18 protein-coding genes are annotated in these 16,986 nt (G+C 69.9%); 8 read left to right on the top strand and 10 right to left on the bottom strand.

The window, feature by feature from the left end; all coding sequences use genetic code 11:
- The first annotated feature begins 9 nt into the window (after window positions 1-9).
- The 6 genes from MFF01_RS19985 to MFF01_RS19960 all read left to right on the top strand — a co-directional run bounded on the left by MFF01_RS19985 (window position 10) and on the right by MFF01_RS19960 (window position 3,540).
- Window positions 10-252 carry a hypothetical protein gene (locus MFF01_RS19985; RefSeq protein ID WP_238228011.1) on the top strand — a complete coding sequence of 81 codons (243 nt, stop codon included), beginning with the start codon at window positions 10-12 and terminating at the stop codon, window positions 250-252.
- A complete protein-coding gene (gene pedB / locus MFF01_RS19980) occupies window positions 249-1,007 on the top strand; it encodes a lanthanide ABC transporter ATP-binding protein PedB/LutE (RefSeq protein WP_373319822.1) in 759 nt (252 codons plus the stop codon). Before MFF01_RS19985 ends, pedB begins: the two co-directional genes overlap by 4 nt.
- Entirely contained in the window at window positions 1,004-1,879 is an 876-nt protein-coding gene (gene pedC / locus MFF01_RS19975; RefSeq protein WP_238228009.1) for a lanthanide ABC transporter permease protein PedC, read from the top strand. The genes pedB and pedC overlap by 4 nt, the downstream gene beginning before the upstream one ends.
- On the top strand, window positions 1,876-2,496 hold the full coding sequence (locus tag MFF01_RS19970; RefSeq protein WP_238228007.1) for a hypothetical protein: 621 nt from the start codon (window positions 1,876-1,878) through the stop codon (window positions 2,494-2,496). Before pedC ends, MFF01_RS19970 begins: the two co-directional genes overlap by 4 nt.
- A gap of 245 nt (window positions 2,497-2,741) precedes the next feature.
- A complete protein-coding gene (lanM, locus tag MFF01_RS19965) occupies window positions 2,742-3,140 on the top strand; it encodes a lanmodulin LanM (protein ID WP_238228006.1) in 399 nt (132 codons plus the stop codon).
- Window positions 3,141-3,180: 40 nt separating this feature from the next.
- Window positions 3,181-3,540: a hypothetical protein gene (locus MFF01_RS19960; protein WP_238228005.1), complete on the top strand. Its 360-nt coding sequence runs from the start codon at window positions 3,181-3,183 to the stop codon at window positions 3,538-3,540.
- A gap of 61 nt (window positions 3,541-3,601) precedes the next feature.
- On the opposite strand, the gene MFF01_RS19955 is transcribed toward MFF01_RS19960, so the two are convergent.
- From MFF01_RS19955 to MFF01_RS19940, 4 genes are all read right to left on the bottom strand, one after another.
- Window positions 3,602-4,897: a leucine-rich repeat-containing protein kinase family protein gene (locus MFF01_RS19955; protein ID WP_238228004.1), complete on the bottom strand. Its 1,296-nt coding sequence runs from the start codon at window positions 4,895-4,897 to the stop codon at window positions 3,602-3,604.
- Window positions 4,898-4,961: 64 nt separating this feature from the next.
- Window positions 4,962-6,503, bottom strand: a complete 1,542-nt coding sequence (locus MFF01_RS19950; protein ID WP_238228003.1) for an undecaprenyl-phosphate glucose phosphotransferase — start codon at window positions 6,501-6,503, stop codon at window positions 4,962-4,964.
- The gene (locus MFF01_RS19945; protein ID WP_238228002.1) at window positions 6,500-7,687 is read right to left on the bottom strand and encodes a glycosyltransferase; all 1,188 of its coding nucleotides are present in this window, start codon (window positions 7,685-7,687) and stop codon (window positions 6,500-6,502) included. Before MFF01_RS19945 ends, MFF01_RS19950 begins: the two co-directional genes overlap by 4 nt.
- A gap of 302 nt (window positions 7,688-7,989) precedes the next feature.
- A complete protein-coding gene (locus MFF01_RS19940) occupies window positions 7,990-8,562 on the bottom strand; it encodes a polysaccharide biosynthesis/export family protein (protein ID WP_238228001.1) in 573 nt (190 codons plus the stop codon).
- A 211-nt stretch (window positions 8,563-8,773) separates the two neighbouring features.
- Between MFF01_RS19940 and MFF01_RS19935 the strand changes: the two genes are divergently transcribed.
- Window positions 8,774-10,990: a GumC family protein gene (locus MFF01_RS19935; protein ID WP_238228000.1), complete on the top strand. Its 2,217-nt coding sequence runs from the start codon at window positions 8,774-8,776 to the stop codon at window positions 10,988-10,990.
- Between the two features lie 54 nt (window positions 10,991-11,044).
- On the opposite strand, the gene MFF01_RS19930 is transcribed toward MFF01_RS19935, so the two are convergent.
- Window positions 11,045-12,226 carry a GNAT family N-acetyltransferase gene (locus MFF01_RS19930; RefSeq protein WP_238227998.1) on the bottom strand — a complete coding sequence of 394 codons (1,182 nt, stop codon included), beginning with the start codon at window positions 12,224-12,226 and terminating at the stop codon, window positions 11,045-11,047.
- 178 nt (window positions 12,227-12,404) lie between these two features.
- On the opposite strand from MFF01_RS19930, the gene MFF01_RS19925 reads away from it, so the two are divergent.
- The gene (locus MFF01_RS19925) at window positions 12,405-13,454 is read left to right on the top strand and encodes a polysaccharide deacetylase family protein (RefSeq protein WP_238227995.1); all 1,050 of its coding nucleotides are present in this window, start codon (window positions 12,405-12,407) and stop codon (window positions 13,452-13,454) included.
- 50 nt (window positions 13,455-13,504) lie between these two features.
- Here the strand turns inward: MFF01_RS19925 and MFF01_RS19920 are convergent, their stop codons facing one another.
- The 5 genes from MFF01_RS19920 to MFF01_RS19900 all read right to left on the bottom strand — a co-directional run bounded on the left by MFF01_RS19920 (window position 13,505) and on the right by MFF01_RS19900 (window position 16,838).
- Window positions 13,505-13,879, bottom strand: coding sequence for a hypothetical protein (locus tag MFF01_RS19920; RefSeq protein ID WP_238227994.1), 375 nt, complete (start codon window positions 13,877-13,879; stop codon window positions 13,505-13,507).
- Window positions 13,880-13,971: 92 nt separating this feature from the next.
- Window positions 13,972-14,184, bottom strand: coding sequence for a DUF2842 domain-containing protein (locus MFF01_RS19915; RefSeq protein ID WP_238227992.1), 213 nt, complete (start codon window positions 14,182-14,184; stop codon window positions 13,972-13,974).
- 126 nt (window positions 14,185-14,310) lie between these two features.
- Window positions 14,311-15,069, bottom strand: a complete 759-nt coding sequence (locus MFF01_RS19910) for an ABC transporter ATP-binding protein (protein WP_238227990.1) — start codon at window positions 15,067-15,069, stop codon at window positions 14,311-14,313.
- Entirely contained in the window at window positions 15,066-15,818 is a 753-nt protein-coding gene (locus tag MFF01_RS19905) for an ABC transporter permease (RefSeq protein ID WP_238227988.1), read from the bottom strand. The genes MFF01_RS19910 and MFF01_RS19905 overlap by 4 nt, the downstream gene beginning before the upstream one ends.
- A gap of 6 nt (window positions 15,819-15,824) precedes the next feature.
- Window positions 15,825-16,838 (bottom strand): ABC transporter substrate-binding protein, encoded by a 1,014-nt coding sequence (locus tag MFF01_RS19900; RefSeq protein ID WP_373319821.1) that lies wholly within the window; start codon window positions 16,836-16,838, stop codon window positions 15,825-15,827.
- Window positions 16,839-16,986: the final 148 nt, after the last annotated feature.

Genomic DNA, 16,986 nt, shown 5'->3' with positions numbered 1-16,986 from the left:
AGGTCCCGGATGCGCGTCCCCTCCCTCGCCCTCGCGGCGTTGCTGATCGCCGGTCCGGCGCTGGCCGACGACAAGGCCGCCTGTGCGGACGGGATCGGCATGATCCGGATGGAACTCGACAAGACCCCGGCCGAACCTCTTCTGGGAAAGCTCAAAAAGGCGCTTCGCGTCGCCGAGCGCGAGCAGGGGGAGGGCGAGTTCGATGAGTGCCTCGATGCCGTCGGCGATGCACGCCGGGCGTTGAAGCCTTGAGCCGCGCCCCCGTGAGCGAGGGCGCCGCCCTCGACGTCGCCAACGTGAGCCACCGCTTTGGCACGCGGGCGGCCCTGTCGGACGTGTCCCTCACCGTGGCACGCGGGGCGTTCACCGCCCTGCTCGGCCCCAACGGAGCGGGCAAGACGACGCTGTTCTCGGTGATCACCCGGCTCTACGCGAACCAGGACGGCCGGGTCTCGATCCTCGGCCATGCCCTCGACCGGGAGCCGAGCCGGGCGCTGGCCCGCCTCGGGGTGGTGTTCCAGGCCCGCACCCTCGATACCGACCTGACGGTGGCGCAGAACCTCCTCTATCACGCGAGTCTGCACGGCATGACCCGCCGGGCGGCCAAGGAGCGGATCGCGACGTTGCTCGTCCGCGTCGGCCTCGCGGATCGGCGCGACGACAAGGTCCGCACCCTGTCGGGCGGTCAGTCCCGGCGGATCGAGATCGCCCGGTCCCTGATCCATGGCCCGCGCCTGCTCCTCCTCGATGAGCCCACGGTCGGCCTCGACCTCGAATCGCGGGCCGACATCGTCGCGATCGTGCGCGCCCTGGTGCGGGAGGAGGGGCTGTCGGTCCTGTGGGCGACTCACATCTTCGAGGAGATCGAGGCGGGCGACGCGGCGGTGGTCCTGCACCGGGGTCGCATCGTGGCGCGCGGCACCGCCGGCTCCATCGCGCAGGGCACCGAAACCCTGGAGGCCGCCTTCCGCCGCCTCGTCGCCGAACCCGCGAGGCAGGCCGCATGAGCAACACCCTCGCTCCCGTCCCCGGCGACAGGCCCGTGGCGCATCTCGGGCGCCTCGATGCGGTCGGCTACCTCATCTGCCTCGGCGGTATCGTCCGGCGCGAGCTGCTGCGGTTCTTCAATCAGAAGGAGCGGTTCTTCTCCGCCCTGGTGCGGCCCCTCGTGTGGCTGTTCATCTTCGCGGCGGGCTTCCGCAACACCCTCGGCGTCTCCATCGAGCCGCCCTACCAGACCTACGTGCTCTACGAGGTCTACGTGGTGCCGGGCCTCGCCGTGATGATCCAGCTGTTCAACGGCATGCAATCGTCTCTCTCGATGGTCTACGACCGCGAGGTCGGCTCGATGAAGGTGCTGCTCACCAGCCCCTATCCGCGCTGGCTGCTGCTGCTCGCCAAGCTCATCGCCGGGGTGACGGTCTCGGTGGTGCAGGCCTACGCGTTCCTGGCCATCGCTTGGTTCTGGGAGCTCGACATCCCGGCCATCGGCTACGTCGCAGCCCTGCCGGCCTTCATCGCCGCCGGCCTCATGCTCGGCTCCATCGGCCTTCTTCTGTCGTCCATGGTCAAGCAGCTCGAGAACTTCGCCAGCGTGATGAACTTCGTGATCTTCCCGATGTTCTTCGCCTCGTCGGCCCTCTACCCACTCTGGCGCATCCGCGAATCGTCCGAGACGCTCTACCTCATCTGCATGGCCAACCCCTTCACGCATGCGGTGCAGCTCGTGCGCTTCGCCCTCTACGGGCAGTTCGCGCCGCTCGCCTGCGCCGTCGTCGTCGGCACCACCCTCGCCTTTTTCACCCTCGCCGTCGTGGCCTACGATCCCGGCCGGGGCATCATGGCCCGGCGTGGCGGCCCGGCCGGAGATTCCGCATGATCCGCTTGTGTAGCCTTACGCTTCTGGGCCTCGGCCTGCTGGCCAGCCCCGCCCTCGCCCAGCCCAAGGGCGATCCCGACTGGCCCTGCGTCCAGCGAAAGGTCTCGACCTTGAGCCCCGGCACCGTCTGGACCGGGCCGGACCTCGCCGAGGCCGGCGCCTGGGGAGACGATTTCGAGGCGGCGCAGCTCGCCCAGAAGATCGCCTCGCGCCGCACGCCGCTCGACGACGTCGATCCGCTCCTCGACGCCTTCGCGCAGGCCGCGGGGCCTGAGAAGGACAAGCGCCTGACGCGGGTGTTCGCCGGCGTATTCGAGGTGATCAATGGCGAGCGCAACAAGGTCGTGGCCGGCATCGGGCGCTATGCCCAGGGCCAGCGCCGCATGGCCGAGCGCATCCGCGACGAAGCCGACAAGATCAGCGCCACCAAGGACGGACCAAGCGCTCAGGATGCCCGCGACATGCCTAAGGAAGCCTCCGAGCTCGAGACGAAGTTCGCCTGGGATCGGCGCATCTTCCAGGAGCGCAGTCAGTCCCTGACCTATGTCTGCGAGGTTCCGACGCTCCTCGAACAACGTCTTGGCGAGATCGCCCGCCGGATCCAGGCCCGTCTCTGAAAGCCGGGCGGCGCGTTCCCTGGGGCGCGCACGTCCGTGTTCGCAGAGCCACACCTCCAGGCGCCGGAAATTGTCGCTCCACATGTGATAGGAATGTCCGTAAACGTACTTGCCAGATTCTCCCGGGCCGATTAGGCAATCGGGCGAGACGGCGCGACTGGCTTCAGGTGTTCCCGAAGTGTGGTCCGCCCTCCGCCTCGGAGAACGGTTGCGTTCTCCGTCTTGACCTCAAGGAGAATTATATCATGGCTTTCCGTCTGTCCGCCGCCATCCTCCTGGCCGCCACCCTCGGCCTCGGCGTCGCTGCTCCCGCCTTCGCCGCTCCCGCCACCGTCACGGCGTTCGATCCGGACAAGGACGGCACCATCGACCTCAAGGAGGCTCAGGCCGCCGCGTCGAAGCATTTCGACATGCTCGACCCGGACAAGGACGGTACGCTGGACGCCAAGGAGCTGAACGGCCGCCTCACCGCCGCCGAGCTGAAGGCCGCCGACCCGGACGGTGACGGCACCCTCGACAAGAAGGAATACCTCGCCGTCGTCGCCGCGCGCTTCAAGGCCGCCGACCCGGATGCCGAGGGCACCATCGATGCGAAGGAACTTGCGTCGCCTGCCGGCGCTTCTCTTGCGACGTTGATGCAGTAAGCCGTCCCACGGGGCGGCCAATCCCCAAGGAAAACCGTTCATGCGACTTCGCATCGTTCTGTCGGCCGCCCTCGTGATGCTCGGTGCCACCGGGCCTGTGCTCGCCTCCTCCTGTACCGAACAGATCGCCACCATCGAGCGGCGCCTCGACAGCGTCGGTGCGGAACAGGTCACCGGTAAGGAGCCGCCCGGCGGTCCGACGACCTCGAACTCGGCCAAGGCCCTCGACAAGCCCCCGGCGGGCAAGCCGAGCGACCCTTCGACGAAGGCGAGCGCCGCGGGAGTCGCCGAGGCGCGCGACCTGATCAAGAAGGCGCGGGCCCAGGACGAGGCCGGCAATACCAAGGCCTGCGAGGACACCATGACCCAGGCCAAGGAAAAGGCCGGCGCCCTGCCGTAAGCGCAGCCGTCGTTTCCCGCCCACGAGGGCCGTCTCCCCCGGAGGCGGCCCTCGTTCGCGTTCAGGGGAGAGCGGCGAGGACGTCGGACATGAGGGGGCGGCGCGCCACCTCGGGCTGGGTGCAGGCCCGTGCCAGGGCAGCGAGGTCCGGCAGGGGATCGAGGCAGCGGGCCAGCAATTCGCTGAGGAGGATCCCCCAGGCCCGCACTTCGAGGCGTTGGAGGTCCGCTCCGGCGGCATGCGGCAAGCGGCAGGCCGCACCGAAATCGCTCAAGGTCGCTTCGCCCGTGGTGCCGTCCCACAGGATGTTGTGGGCGTAGAGGTCGCCGTGCAGAAGGCCGCTCGCGTGAAGGTGGACGGCGGCGGCGGCGATGGTCCGGGCGATGCGGCGAACCGTCTCGGCGTCGAGATTGAGGCCGGGTGCGTAGACGTCGCGGCTGCAGCTCTCCAAACTCGGCGGCCCGGCCAACACCCGCCAATCGCCGGGCAGGAGCGGCATGACGAGGCCCTGGGTGCCGCCGGGGTGGTCGCCGAGGCGGCCGAGGCCGCCCACGAGGTTCGGGTGTGCGCCGGCCGCGAGGCAGGCTTCCATCTCGCGTTCGGGCAGGCCGTCGCTGGTCATGGCGTTCTTGAACAGTTTCACGGCGACGGCCTGTTCCGACCGGTCCCCGCGCCACAGGGCGGCGAACACCTCTCCCGACGCGCCTTCCCCGAGGCGCTCGCCGAGGGCGAGGTCGGACCATGGGATCGTCCGGTCTCGCGGCGAAGGACGAAGACCCTCCGACGGATTGCCCGCCCAGGTCGGCCAAGCCAGGGCCGGCAGAGCCGCGAGCCAGGCGGGCAGGGCGTCGAACCCGTTGGCCGAGAGCCTGAGCAGTTCGAGGCGACCTGCTTCCGCCAGGCTCGCGGGCAGGGCGGTGAGCCGGTTGCCCGAGAGCATGAGCTTCTGCAGCTGTGGCCGCCGCCCGAGGGCGTCCGGCAGTGCCGCGATCCGGTTGTCCGTCAGGGTGAGCCAGCGCAGGGCCGGCGGCAGGGCCTCGCCCGGCACCTCCGTCAGGCCGCAGCCGCGAAAGCCGATCTGGCTCAGGTGCGGGCAGTCGCCGAGGGCGGGGGGCAGCCGGTCGAACGGGTTGCCGGAGCAGAACAGCACCCGCAGCTTGCGCAGGCGTCCGAGATCCTGCGGCAGGTGCGTGAGGGATCCGGCGCCGAGGTCGAGGATCTCCAGGCTGTCGGCGAGGCCGAAGAGATCGCGCGGGAATTCCGCCAGGCCACCCGCGAGGCGCAGTTCGCGGGTGCCGGCGAGGTTGCCACGCCCCAGGGCCGCGAGTTGCCGGGCCGTGCCCGCGTTCGTCGTCATGCCGTCGTATCCCAGGGCCGGATCGGCCGCCTCAAAGGTGGCGTCGTCGATCCGGCCCTGGGGATCAATAGGCGTTCTGGGTGCGGATGAGGGATAGGGGGGTCGCGAGCATGATCCGGATGTCGAACAGGACGGACCAATTCTCGATGTAGTGCAGGTCGTGCTCGACGCGGCGGCGGATCTTGTCGCTCGTGTCGGTCTCGCCCCGCCAACCGTTGACCTGCGCCCAGCCGGTGATGCCGGGCTTGACCTTGTGGCGGGCGAAGTAGCCGTCCACCACCTGATCGTAGAGGGTGTTGGCGGCCTTGGCCTGGAGCGCGTGTGGGCGGGGGCCGACGAGGGACAGCTCGCCCTTGATGACGTTGAACAGCTGCGGCAGTTCGTCGAGGGACGTCCGGCGGATGAAGCGGCCCACCGGCGTCACTCGCGGATCGCCCCGGGTCACGAGCTTCGACGCGGTGGCATCGCCCTGATCCACGAACATTGATCGGAACTTATAGACTTCGATGAGCTCGTTGTTGAAGCCGTAGCGCTTCTGCCGGAACAGGATCGGGCCGGGGGAGGTCAGGGCGACGGCGGCCGCCACGGCGAGCATCACGGGGCTCAAGGCCAGCAGCATGGCGAGGCCGACGAGGCGATCGAACAGGCTTTTTGCGATGATGTCCCAATCGGCCATGGGCCGGTCGAACACGTCGAGCACGGGCACGGAGCCGAGATAGGAATAGGCGCGCGGGCGCAGGCGCAGCTTCGAGGCCTGGGCCGAGAGGCGGATGTCGATGGGCAGCACCCAGAGCTTGGCGAGCATCTGGAGGATGCGGTCCTCGGCCGCGATGGGGATGGTGAAGACGATGAGGTCGAGGCGGGTGGTGCGGGCGTAGGCGACGAGGTCGTCGACGGTGCCGAGCTTGGGGTATCCGGCCACGACGGCGTCGGAGCGCCGGTCGCCGCGATCGTCGAACACGCCGACGATGCGGATGCCGGACTCGGTCTCGGCGTCGAGGGCGCGGATGAGGTCCTCGGCGATGGGGCCACCGCCGACGATGGCCGTGCGCCGGTCGAAGCGGCCCTCCCGCATCTGGGCGCCGATGATCCGCGACAGCACGAAGCGGCCCGTCAGCAGAAGCCCGAGGCCCGCCACGAAGACGGTGCCGAGCCAAACCCGCGAGTAGTGATCGGCGACCTTGGCGAAGACCATCACGGTGGCCGCGATGAGGAACGCGAGGGTCCACATCGCCAGGAGGCGCAGCGCCGGTTTCACGAAGCCGCGCAGGGCGCTCATGCGGTACAGCCCGGCGGCCTGGAACAGGATCACCGCGGCGGTGGCGATGCCCACGATGGCGGCGGCATAAGGCAGGCCGAAGGGCACCACCTCCGAGAGCTGGAGCCCGTGCACGATGAGCCCGGTGACGCTCACGAGGGCGAGTTCAGCCAGCCGCACGCACCCCGCCAGCACGACGGGTGAGAACGCTGAAGCCGAGGTCGGCCGGGCGATGGCCTCGGCTGGCGGAGAAGCCATCGCGTCCCGGGGGAGTGCAGACCGCCCATTGGACGCGGGCGCAGGTCGAGAGGCGGCTTCCAAAAGGTCACGAACGTCGAAGGCGCTCATTGGACGGGCTTCCGGACTTCGGTCGAGATCGTGGAAACGGTGACGGCGGAGGTATGGGCCCCCGCCCTGGGCCGGTCCCGGAGCGCCGCGGCGTAACCCGACAGGACGTCGGCGCCCATGCGCTGCATGGAGAAGCGGGCCTTCACGGAGGCGCCGAGATCGGCGAACAGTGCCGCGCGGGCCTCGGGAGCCTCGTCGAGCACGCGAACGATGCCGTCCTTCAGGGCGCCCGCATCGCGCGGCGGCACGAGACGGGGCGCAAAAGTCCCGAAGATCTCCGGGATGCCGCCGACATTCGTCGAAACCAGGGGATGCTGGGCCGCGGCCGCTTCGAGCACAACGTAGGGCAGCGATTCGGCCAGGGACGGCACCACCATCACCCGCGCGCGCGAGAGAACCGAGCGGATGGGTTGGGGCGGCTCGAAGGCCACGGCTCCCGCGAGCCCCATGGTCCGGACCCGGGCGGCCAGGAGATCGGCATCGGGCCCGGAGCCCACCATCAGCAGGCGCAGGTTGCGGCCCTCCCGGCGCAGGCGCCCCAGAGCTTCGAGGAGGTATGGCACGCCCTTCGCGTCGCGCAGCTCGCCGATATAGAGCAGATCGTAGGGGGCGTCCGCCAGCGGGACCGGCTGAAATTCGGACTCGCAGATCCCGTTATGGACGATGCGGGCGAGCCGGGCCGTCCCCGCATAGGCACGATGGCGGGCGGCGACGTATTCGCTCTCGAACAAGAACACATCGGTGCGCAGGGCCAGAAGCCGCTCGATCCCCATGTAGAAACGGTGTCGCAGGGTGCCCGGCTTATAGTTGTAGCTGCCGCCGTGGGGCGTATAGGCCCGGATGGGAGAGGTCCCCGCGATCACTGCCGTCCGAGCGTAGACGCCGCCCTTGGCGCCGTGGCCATGCAGCACGGTGGCCCCCACAGTCCGAGCCTGCACCATAAGCGCTCGCAGGGCGGCGAGATCCGAAGGGTGGGGATTCCGGTTCATCGGAACCCGCAGAACCCCGAGGGCGAGGCAGGGAGCGAGCTGCGCCAGCGCCTGGGCGGCGCGTTCACCGCCGGTGCTCGCGTCGCAGACGATGCCGACCTGATGCCCGGCCGCCGCCTGGAGCCGCGCCAGGTCGACGACGTGGCGGAACAGACCGCCGACGGGCGCACGGAACACGTGGAGAATGCGATGCACCGTCGGGAGGGCATCCGGAGGCGCGGCGCCGGCGGGAGATCGAACGGAAACGGCGGACGCGCTCAAGATTGACTCCCGCTTGCAAACGACGCCGTCGGCGACGTGCTGTTGCGGGGAGTATCGGCACCGCGCAGTATGCGGAGCGTTAAAGGTGTCGTCTGCGCGCCGCGCATCTTCGCATCGCGGTTAGCAAGGCCTGAGGCTGCCGCTTCTGGGCCGTTCCGGCGATTGTCTCTCGGGTATCGCGAGAAGCGTCGCGCGGAACTTATGTGTTTTCACGCTTCGATCGCGCGAAGACAGTCTTAGAAGAACCGCTCCTTGATCACGATGGTGTCGCCGGGGCGAACCGGATAGGTCATCGGCACAATGCCGGAGACGAGCCCGTTCCGGCCTTCGCGCGTCAGAACCGCGTAGTCCCGCGCGGCCCGTGGGCCGAAACCGGCCGCGATGGCCACGGCCGTTTCGACGGCCATTCCGTTAACGTAGGGGTACTGTCCCGAGGTCGTGACCTCGCCCAGGATATAGAACGGCCGGTAGGCATCGACCTCGACGGTGACGTGCGGCTCGCGCACGAAACCTGCCGCGAGCTTGGCCTCGACGGTGCGGGCCGCCTGGGCCGTGGATTGGCCGCCGACCTTGACGAGGCCGATGAGCGGCATTGCGATGCTGCCGTCGCCATCGACGGCGTAGATGTTGGACAGGTTGTCCTGCCCGAAGACGATGACCCGCAGGCGGTCGCCCGCCGAGAGGGTGTAGCGTGCACCGATCGAACCCGTCGTGGTGGCATCGAGCTGCTCCGTCCGGAAGTCCGGACGCAAGCACCCGCCCAGCGCAAGGCTGGACGAGAGGGCGAGTAGAAGTGTGCGTCGGTTCATCACCAATGCCGCCATGACCATGAATTATGGTCTCGATCTAGGCGCCATATGGTTAAGAAAAGCTGATCCGGCCGCTGCCGATCCGTTCCGAATCTGGAAGCCGAACGCGAATTCCGTCGTCTTAACTGTCGGTCAACCTTAACGTGGTGCTGTTTTGCGATGAGGGCTGGCTCAAGGCCACTGCCTTGCACGAGCGTAAAAGATTGCACCCATGCCTCGTTCATCGCTGATTTCCGCCGATCCGTTGGGTCAGCCCAAGGGGGATGGCGGTCTCGGTCTCACGCAACTCGCCCGTCTCCTGCGCCGGTCCTGGCGCTGGATCGCCGTCCCGACGGTGGTGGCGGGATTGGGGGCCCTCGCGTTCGTGCAGGTGGTGTCGCCACGCTACACCGGAGAGGCGAAGATCCTCCTCGAGAGCCGGGAGGCCGCGTTCGCGCGCTCGACCCAGGAGCGAGGCGAGCAGGTGGCGCCCATCGACGAGCAGGCCGTGGCCAGCCAGGTCCAGGTGGTGATGTCCCGCGACCTCGCCCGCGAGGCGATCCGGCGGCTCAAGCTCGTGGGAAATGCCGAGTTCGATCCGGCCGTGGCCGATATCGGCCCCGTGCGCCGCCTCCTGATGATGATCGGACTTACCGCGAATCCGTTGGAGCGGGCCCCCGAGGACCGTGTGCTCGAAGCCTATTTCGACCGGCTCCTCGTCTACTCGGCGGGCAAGTCGCGCATCCTGTCCGTGGAGTTCCGGTCGAAGGATCCCGATCTTGCGGCCCAGGCCTCCAATACCATCGCCGAACTCTACATCGCCTCCCTGGAGGCGGCCAAGACGGACACCGCGCGCTACGCCTCGACCTGGCTCGGCGGCAACATCGAGACCTTGCGGACTCGCGTCGCCGAAGCCGAGGCGAAGGTGGAGACGTACCGCGCCCGCAACGGATTGATCGGCAGCGGCACGGCCAACCAGCCCCTGAGCGCGCAGCAGCTCGGCGAACTCTCGACGCAGCTCTCCCAGGCCCGCACCGCCAAGGCGGACCTGACCGGCCGGGTGAAGCTGATCAAGGAGATGATCAAGGACGGCCGCGTCTTCGAGATCCGGGATGTCGCCAACAACGACATCATTCGCCGCATGGTGGAGCAGCGCATCACCCTGCGCGGGCAACTCGCCCTCGAGGCCCGCACGCTCCTGCCGGCCCATCCCCGGATCAAGGAGTTGACGGCCCAGATCGCCGACCTCGATGCCCAGATCAAGGCCACCGCCGAGCGCGTGGTGCGGACCATGGAGAACGACGCGCGGATCGCCGAGACCCGCGTCGAGAGCCTGAGCGCGGCCGTGGATGCCCAGCGCGACGTCGTCTCGCAGGGCAACGCGAGCGAGGTGCAGCTGCGGGCCCTGGAGCGCGAAGCCAAGGTTCAGCGCGAGCAGCTCGAATCCTACCTCTCCCGCTACCGCGAGGCCTCGGCCCGCGACGCCGAGAGCGCGACACCGGCCGATGCCCGTATCGTGTCGCGCGCCGTGGTGCCCGAGACGCCGTCCTTCCCCAAGAAGGTCCCGATCGTCGCGCTGGCGGTGGTCCTGGCCCTGCTTCTGTCCATGGGCGGCGTCGTCGCCCGCCACCTCCTCATGGATCCGGACGAGGTTCGGCACAAGGGGCCGGATGGGGAAGCCGCCACCGACGAGGCCCAGGCCCCGTCAGATCCCGTGCTCGCTGCCATGCCGGACCCAGCGCCGGCCCCGGTGTCGGCCTTGCCCGGTCTTGTGACCGCGACACGCCCCGAAATCCCCGCCGCCACGGCTCCGGTGCCCGGCCGGTTCGCCCTCGACGGCCTTCTGGCTCGCCTGAGCGAGGACGCGCCCGATGGCGCCGGCCGCCGGGTCCTGTTCATGGAAACCCGTGACTCCGCCATCGACGGCGATTCCGAGACCCTGATCGACATCCTGGCGGAGGCCCTTGCGGCCGACGCCCGCACCATCGTCCTCGATCTGAACGGTCCCGCCTGCGGCCCCGAGGGTGTCGGCCTCACGGATCTCGTGGCCGGAGAGGCGGATTTCCTCGATGTGATCCAGCGGGTCCCGGGCTCCCGCGTGGACCGGGTTCAACGCGGCCACCTCGACGGCGAACTCCTCGTCGAGCAAACGGAAGATTTGGACGCCACCCTCGACGCCCTGGTCCAGGCGTACGACTGGGTGCTGTGCCGCCTGCGCCAGGACGATGATGGGGTCGTCCAGGCCCTCGTGGAGACCATAGGCGGCGTCATGGACACGGTGGTGATCGCCTCCAACCAAGAGGCGGACGATGCCGAACTCGTCCAGCTCTACACCCTCGCGCAATCGTCCGGGGCCCGGCGGATCCTCGTCGCCAGGGACCGGGCCGTGGCCGGACTGTCCGGGCTCGCGTTCGGATCGGACTTCGCCCTGCGCCGTTCGGCCGCCTGACCCCGCCTCACGAACGCCCGCGCCACCGTTGCGCTCGGGGCCGGCGGCGATCCATCAGTGGCGGTTCCGTCCGAGGACGGCCCTCTGCCAGTCGCGTAGGCGGCGGACCAAGGCCGACAGGCGCGGATTCCGCTTGATCCGACGCTTGATCCGGGCGGCGCCAACGGTCTTGAGGGCGAAGATCCGCCCCGGGAGGGTCACGGGAATCGTCACCTCGCCGAGGGCGATGGTCTCATCGCAGGTGTTGGTCTTGTAGCGCGCCTCGCCGACGCCGAGGTCGAGGGCGCGGCGGCCACGGGCCGCCTGATCCCAGACGAGATACTGCAGCAGGATGTCCCCGGGGCTCGAGCGGCTCACCGCCGGGTCCTGGTCGAACGACGTCATCATGCCGCTGTAGCGATTCGCGTCGACGGCACCGGCGAAGACCGCGAACACCCGTCCGCCCTCGAGACCGACCAGGGCCGCGACCTCGATGGCCGCCTCGCCGGACCGGCCGTCCCGGCGGGCGCCGGCCGCGATGAAGTCCCGTATCGGCGCGTCGGCATAGGGATCGACGATGCCGAGGGCGGCAAAGCGCGCGGCCTTCTGCGTGTAGAACGCCGCGAGGTAGGCCGTGACCTCCGCATCCGTCCGTGCGACCCGGTAGGCCACCGGGCCGAACGCCTCGACGAGCTTCTTCTCCTTGGCGCGCAGCTTCTTGCGGGCATCGGCGCTGAACACGTGCTTGACGGTGGCTTCGGGGTCGGAATCGAGGTGGAGGCCGTAGGCATCGCTCGGCGAGGGATCGGCCCGAAGGCCGAGGGGATTGGCCGTTCCCTCCCACAAGAAGGGCTGATGCGTGAAGGCGTAGGCGGCGATCCCCTCGCTCCGGCCAGCGATCCGGAGCCGCTCCATCAGATCCTTCGGCCGCAGGGCCGCCGCCGTCCGCGCGGCGAAGAGGGGCATGTGGAAATTGGCGTGCTTGGCGCCGACGACCCGCGCGACGCACAGACCGTGCTCGCGCCTGACATGGCAGGGGATCACGGCTTCGGGCCGCCCGGCGGCGTCGCGCAGCACGAAGATCCGCAGGGCGGTGTCCGGCTCCGATCGGATGTAGGCCGCAACCCAGTCGAAGCGCTGATACGGAGTGGCGAGGGCGGCCGGATCGGCTTCCAAGCCCCGCCACAGGGCCTCGACGGAGGCCAGATCGGAGAAGATCTCCGCTGTCGGGGTACCGTGCGCCGTGTCCCGGATCATCTCCCCTCCGTCGGCCTGTACACCGCCCGTCATCGCTGTCGCCTCCCGCTCGGCCGGTGCGCATTGGGGGGCTCGACCCTTAAACGGCGGATGAAGCGGGGCGGCTGTCCTGTCGGTGTGGGTAACGGAACCTTGCCGGTTGCCGCGGCAGTCTCGCGGGCCTGCGCCCGGAGGTCCGATGTCCACAGCCCGCCGCCACCAGTTGTTCGAGGCCGGGTTCCGGGCCATCGCCGCGACGGGCGCCGACCGCTGGCTCGCCCCCCTGACGCGGGGGCGGGGCGTGATCCTCACCTTCCACCATGTCCGCCCCGAGCCGCCCGGCGCCTATGCGCCCAATCGGCTGCTCGCCATCACGCCAGCCTTCCTGGATCGGGTGCTCGTCGACCTCGCCCGGCGCGGGTTCGAGGTGATCGGTCTGGACGCGGTGCCGGAACGGCTCGCGGGGACGGACCGCGCGCCGTTCGCCGTCCTCACCTTCGACGACGGCTATCGCGACAATGTCGAGCACGCCGCACCGGTCCTGCGCCGTCACGGCGTCCCCTGGAATCTGTTCGTAACGAGCGACTTCGCCGATGGGCACGGGCGCCTGTGGTGGCTCGAACTGGAGCGGGCCATCGCGCGCCTCGATCGGGTGCGGCTCCCCGGTACGGATCTCGATCTTCCGGCTGTCGGCGCCGCACAGAAGCTGGCGGCGTTCGAGGCGGTCTATCGCGCCCTGCGCGCCGGGCCGGAGGAGCGCCTCCTGGCGGCCATCGCGGCGTTGTGCCGGCAGGCCGGTTTTCCAGCCGGGGCCCTGGCATCCGAACTCTGCCTCGGCTGGGACGATCTCCGCGACCTCGCCCGCGACCCGGCGGTGACGTTCGGCGCCCATACGGTGAGTCACCCGATGCTCGCCAAGCACGCTGCGGCGACGCTGCGCCGGGAGGTCGAGGTGGGACGCGACCGCCTCGCCTACGAACTCGACCGCCCCGTGCGGCACCTATCCTATCCCGTCGGCGATCCGACCTCCGCCGGGCCTCGGGAATTCGCGCTTGCGCGGGAGCTCGGCTTCGTCACGGCGGTGACGACGCGTCCGGGCCACCTGTTTCCCGGTCATGTGGACCATCTGCAGGCCCTGCCGCGGGTTTCGGTGAACGGATGCCATCAAAGCGCGGCGGCCCTCGCGGGCCTACTCTCCGGCGTGCCGTTCCTCGCCTGGAACCGAGGACGAAGGATCAACGTCGACTGAAATAATATTTGAGTTTTATCAATTAGATACGCCGGGGCCTTGATCCGGTCTCAACGCCGGCGGTGGCGGCGGTACGACCGCGCACCGCCGCCGGTGTCGAAGCTGGCGCTCTGGCGGCCATGACGGCCGTAGCGTCCGCGCCGACCGCGCCGGCCGGTCTCCTGCACGGTGGACGGCAGGGCGGCCGCGATGCCGGGCGGGATGGCGGCGAGCGCCGTCGCCACGGAGGCCGAGGCGGACGCCGCGCCTTCGGCGATGCCTCCCGCGATGTTCTTGGCGGCCGGCCCGAACATCGCCAGGCACTGGTTGTAGGCGAGGTCGTTCTTCAGGCGTTCGCACTCGCCCACGGAGCGCGGAGTGCCCTGTGCAGCGGCGAGGGCGGGCGCGAGGAGGGCGAGGAGGACGAGGGTCGGGCGGAGGGGCATGGTGCGGGGCATCGACCTTCGACACGAGCGGAACTGTCGGGAGTGGAACCGTCTCTGCCCGCCGAGTACGGCGAAAACCCGGCGTGCGGAATTCACGCGTCCGGGTCGGGGCGCTGCATCCAGCGGATGAGCGGCATCAGGGGGATGATCCAGGCGATGCCGAGGATCGCGTAGAGCACCGCCTGCACGGGGGCCGGGGTCTGCGAGATCCGGCTGTCGGCGAGCGCCATGGCGAGGGGCGCGTAGACGATCACGAAGGCCAGCATCGTGACGGTGCCGATTAGGGAGCGGGTGCGGCGGCGCATCGGCCTTCTCCTCGGGTCGCGCAGGGGGCAAAGCCGGCCGCCCGGAGCGGGGTTAGGCCCGGCGCACGCGCGGCGCAATGCGCCGGTGCGCGGCGGGGATGGGACGGCGCATGCCGGGACGCGCCGTCACAGTTCGGCCGAGCGGCCCGACAATTCGGCCCGCAACTGCCGGGCGGCCTCCGCCAACGCGCCGTCGCGGCGGCGGCGGGGACGGGGCACGGTGACGGCGAGTTCGGCCGCGACCCGGCCGGGGGCGCCGGCCAGGACCACGACCCGGTCGGCCAGGGTCACCGCCTCGTCGATGTCGTGGGTCACGAACAGGATGGTCTTTCCCGTGGTGGCCTGGATGCGCTGCAACTCGTCCTGCAGACCTTCGCGGGTGAAGCTGTCCAGCGCCGAGAACGGCTCGTCCATGAGGAGCACGTCGGGATCCACGGCGAGCGCCCGGGCGATGGCGACGCGCTGGCGCTGGCCGCCCGAGAGCTGGTGCGGCCAGCGGTGGCCGAGATCGGCGAGGCCCACCAGCGTCAGCATCTCGCGCGCCTTGGCAAGGCGCTGGGCGCGGGTGAGGCCGCTGCCCTCGAGGCCGAAGGCGACGTTGGCGAGCACCCGGCGCCAGGGCAGCAGGCGGGCGTCCTGGAACACCAGCGCCATGGGCGTGCGGCAGTCGGGGCGGGGCTCGACGCGCACGGTGCCGGCGCTCGGCTCGGCGAGCCCGATGAGCACCCGCAGCACCGTGGACTTGCCGACCCCGGATTCGCCGACGATGACGAGGAACTCGCCTCGCGCGATGGTGAGGTCGAGGTCGGCCAGGATCGTGTTGCGCACCCCGTCGCGCTCGTAGGCGAGGCTCAGGCCTTTGATGGCGATGATGGGCGTGCTCACGCGCGCCACCGCAGGAGCCAACCCTGGAGGGCAACGAAGCCGGTGTCGAACAGGCCGTAGAGGCCGGCCATGGTGAGCATGTAGACCACCACGATGTCGGTGGAGAGGAGGCTGGAGGCCTGCATCATGCGCGCGCCGACGCCCGGCACCCCGAAGATCTCGGCGGCGACCACGGCCATCCACGCCTGACCGAGGGCCGTGCGCAGGCCCACGAGGATGCCGGGGGTGGCGGCCGGCAGCAGGATCTTGGTGAGGCGCGCCCAGGGCGAGCGGAAGCCGAAGGCCCGCGCGACCTCGACGAGGTCGCGGTCGACCCCCCGCACGGCGCCCTGCGTCGCGAAGAACACGATCCAGAACACCCCGATGGCGATGATGAACACGGCGGCCGAGGGCTGCACCCCGAACCAGATGATGGCGAAGGGCACCCAGGCGAGGCCGGGGATCGGGCGCAGCAACCGCACGATCCAGGCGGTGAACGCCTCGAAGCCGGAGAACATGCCGCTGAGGAGGCCAAGCCCGATGCCGGCCCCGGCTCCGGCGACGAGGCCGACGACGTAGTGGCTCAGGCTCGACCACACGGCCTCGCCCCAGACCCCGAGTTCGATCTCCCGCAGGAAGGCGGCGGGAATCGTGCTCGGCGGCGGCAGGAAGGCCGGGTTGATGAGGCCGAGGCGCGGCATCGCTTCCCAGAACACCAGGAAGGCGGCGAGCCCGAGGGCGGCGAGCGCCGTGGAGCGGAACGCGGTCATCGCGGGTTAGCGGGCGATGGCCGCCTCGTAGGGGCGCGGATCGAACAGGCCGTCCAGGGGCACGTCCTTGTCGAGGGTGCCGATGGAGACCTGATAGGCCTGCATCGCTTTCGTCGCCGCCACGATGGCGCGGGGGTCCGCGGTGAACTTCGCCGCCGGGGAGGTGAGGGCCTTCTGGATAGTGGCGAGATCGGTGATGCCCTTGCCGAGGGCCGCCTCCACGGGCTTGGCCGCCCGCGCCGGATCGGACTTGAGCAGGTCCGTCGCCTTCACCACGGCCTTCACCAGGCCCTCGACGGCCGCCGGGTTCTTGTCGGCGAAGGCACCGAACACGCCGACCACGGTGCCCGGCTGGTTGGGGAACATCTCAGCCCCCGTGGCGACGAGCGTGATCGCCGGGTTGCGCTGCTGGACGATGGTGAGGGCCGGCTCGCGGATGGAGGCGCCGTCGACGGCCCCGGCCAGCATCGCCTGCTGGGTGGCGTCGATGCCCATGGCGACCACCTCGACATCGGCCTTGTCGGCTTTGGCCACCTGCCACAGCCAATGCTGCAGGGTAGTGTTGGGCACCGAGCCCGGCGGCTGGGTGGCAAGGCGCGCGGAGCGGCCCTCCTTGGCCTTGAACGCCCGAAACGCCTGCGCCTTGTCGGCGCCGTTCGCGAAGTAGGGGGCGAGCTTGGGACCTGCCACGAACACCATCTCCTCGATGGCGGTGGCGGCGACCACGCGGACGTCGATGCCCTTGGTGCGGGCGACGGCCAGCGGCGCGACGCCGGCCACGTAGACGTCGATGGTGCCGGACGCCAGCGCCTGGATCATGTTCGGTCCGGATTCGAAGGTGGTGAAGGTCGGGCTGAGGCCCGCTTCCTTCAGCCAGCCCTCGCCGTTGGCGACGAAGACGGGAGCCGCGCCGATGACCGGGATCACGCCGATGCGCACGGGGACCGCGGCGGCGGGGCTCTGGGCCGAGGCGGCGCCCGTGAGGGACAGCAGCATCGCGAGAACGGGCAGGAGGCGCATCGATCAGGTCCGGTCTGGGGCGACGGCGAGGGCAGCCGAGGGCATGGGGGGCGCCGAGGCGCCGCCGCGCGAATCGACCGGGCAGTGGCACGGCATCGGCGCCCGCGCAAGAATTTGCTCGGGACTCCGGGCCGACGATCCGAAGTTT

Source organism: Methylobacterium adhaesivum, from assembly GCF_022179065.1.
In the GTDB taxonomy this organism is placed as follows: Bacteria; Pseudomonadota; Alphaproteobacteria; order Rhizobiales; family Beijerinckiaceae; genus Methylobacterium; species Methylobacterium adhaesivum.
This window is presented reverse-complemented; position numbering and strand designations above follow the sequence as displayed.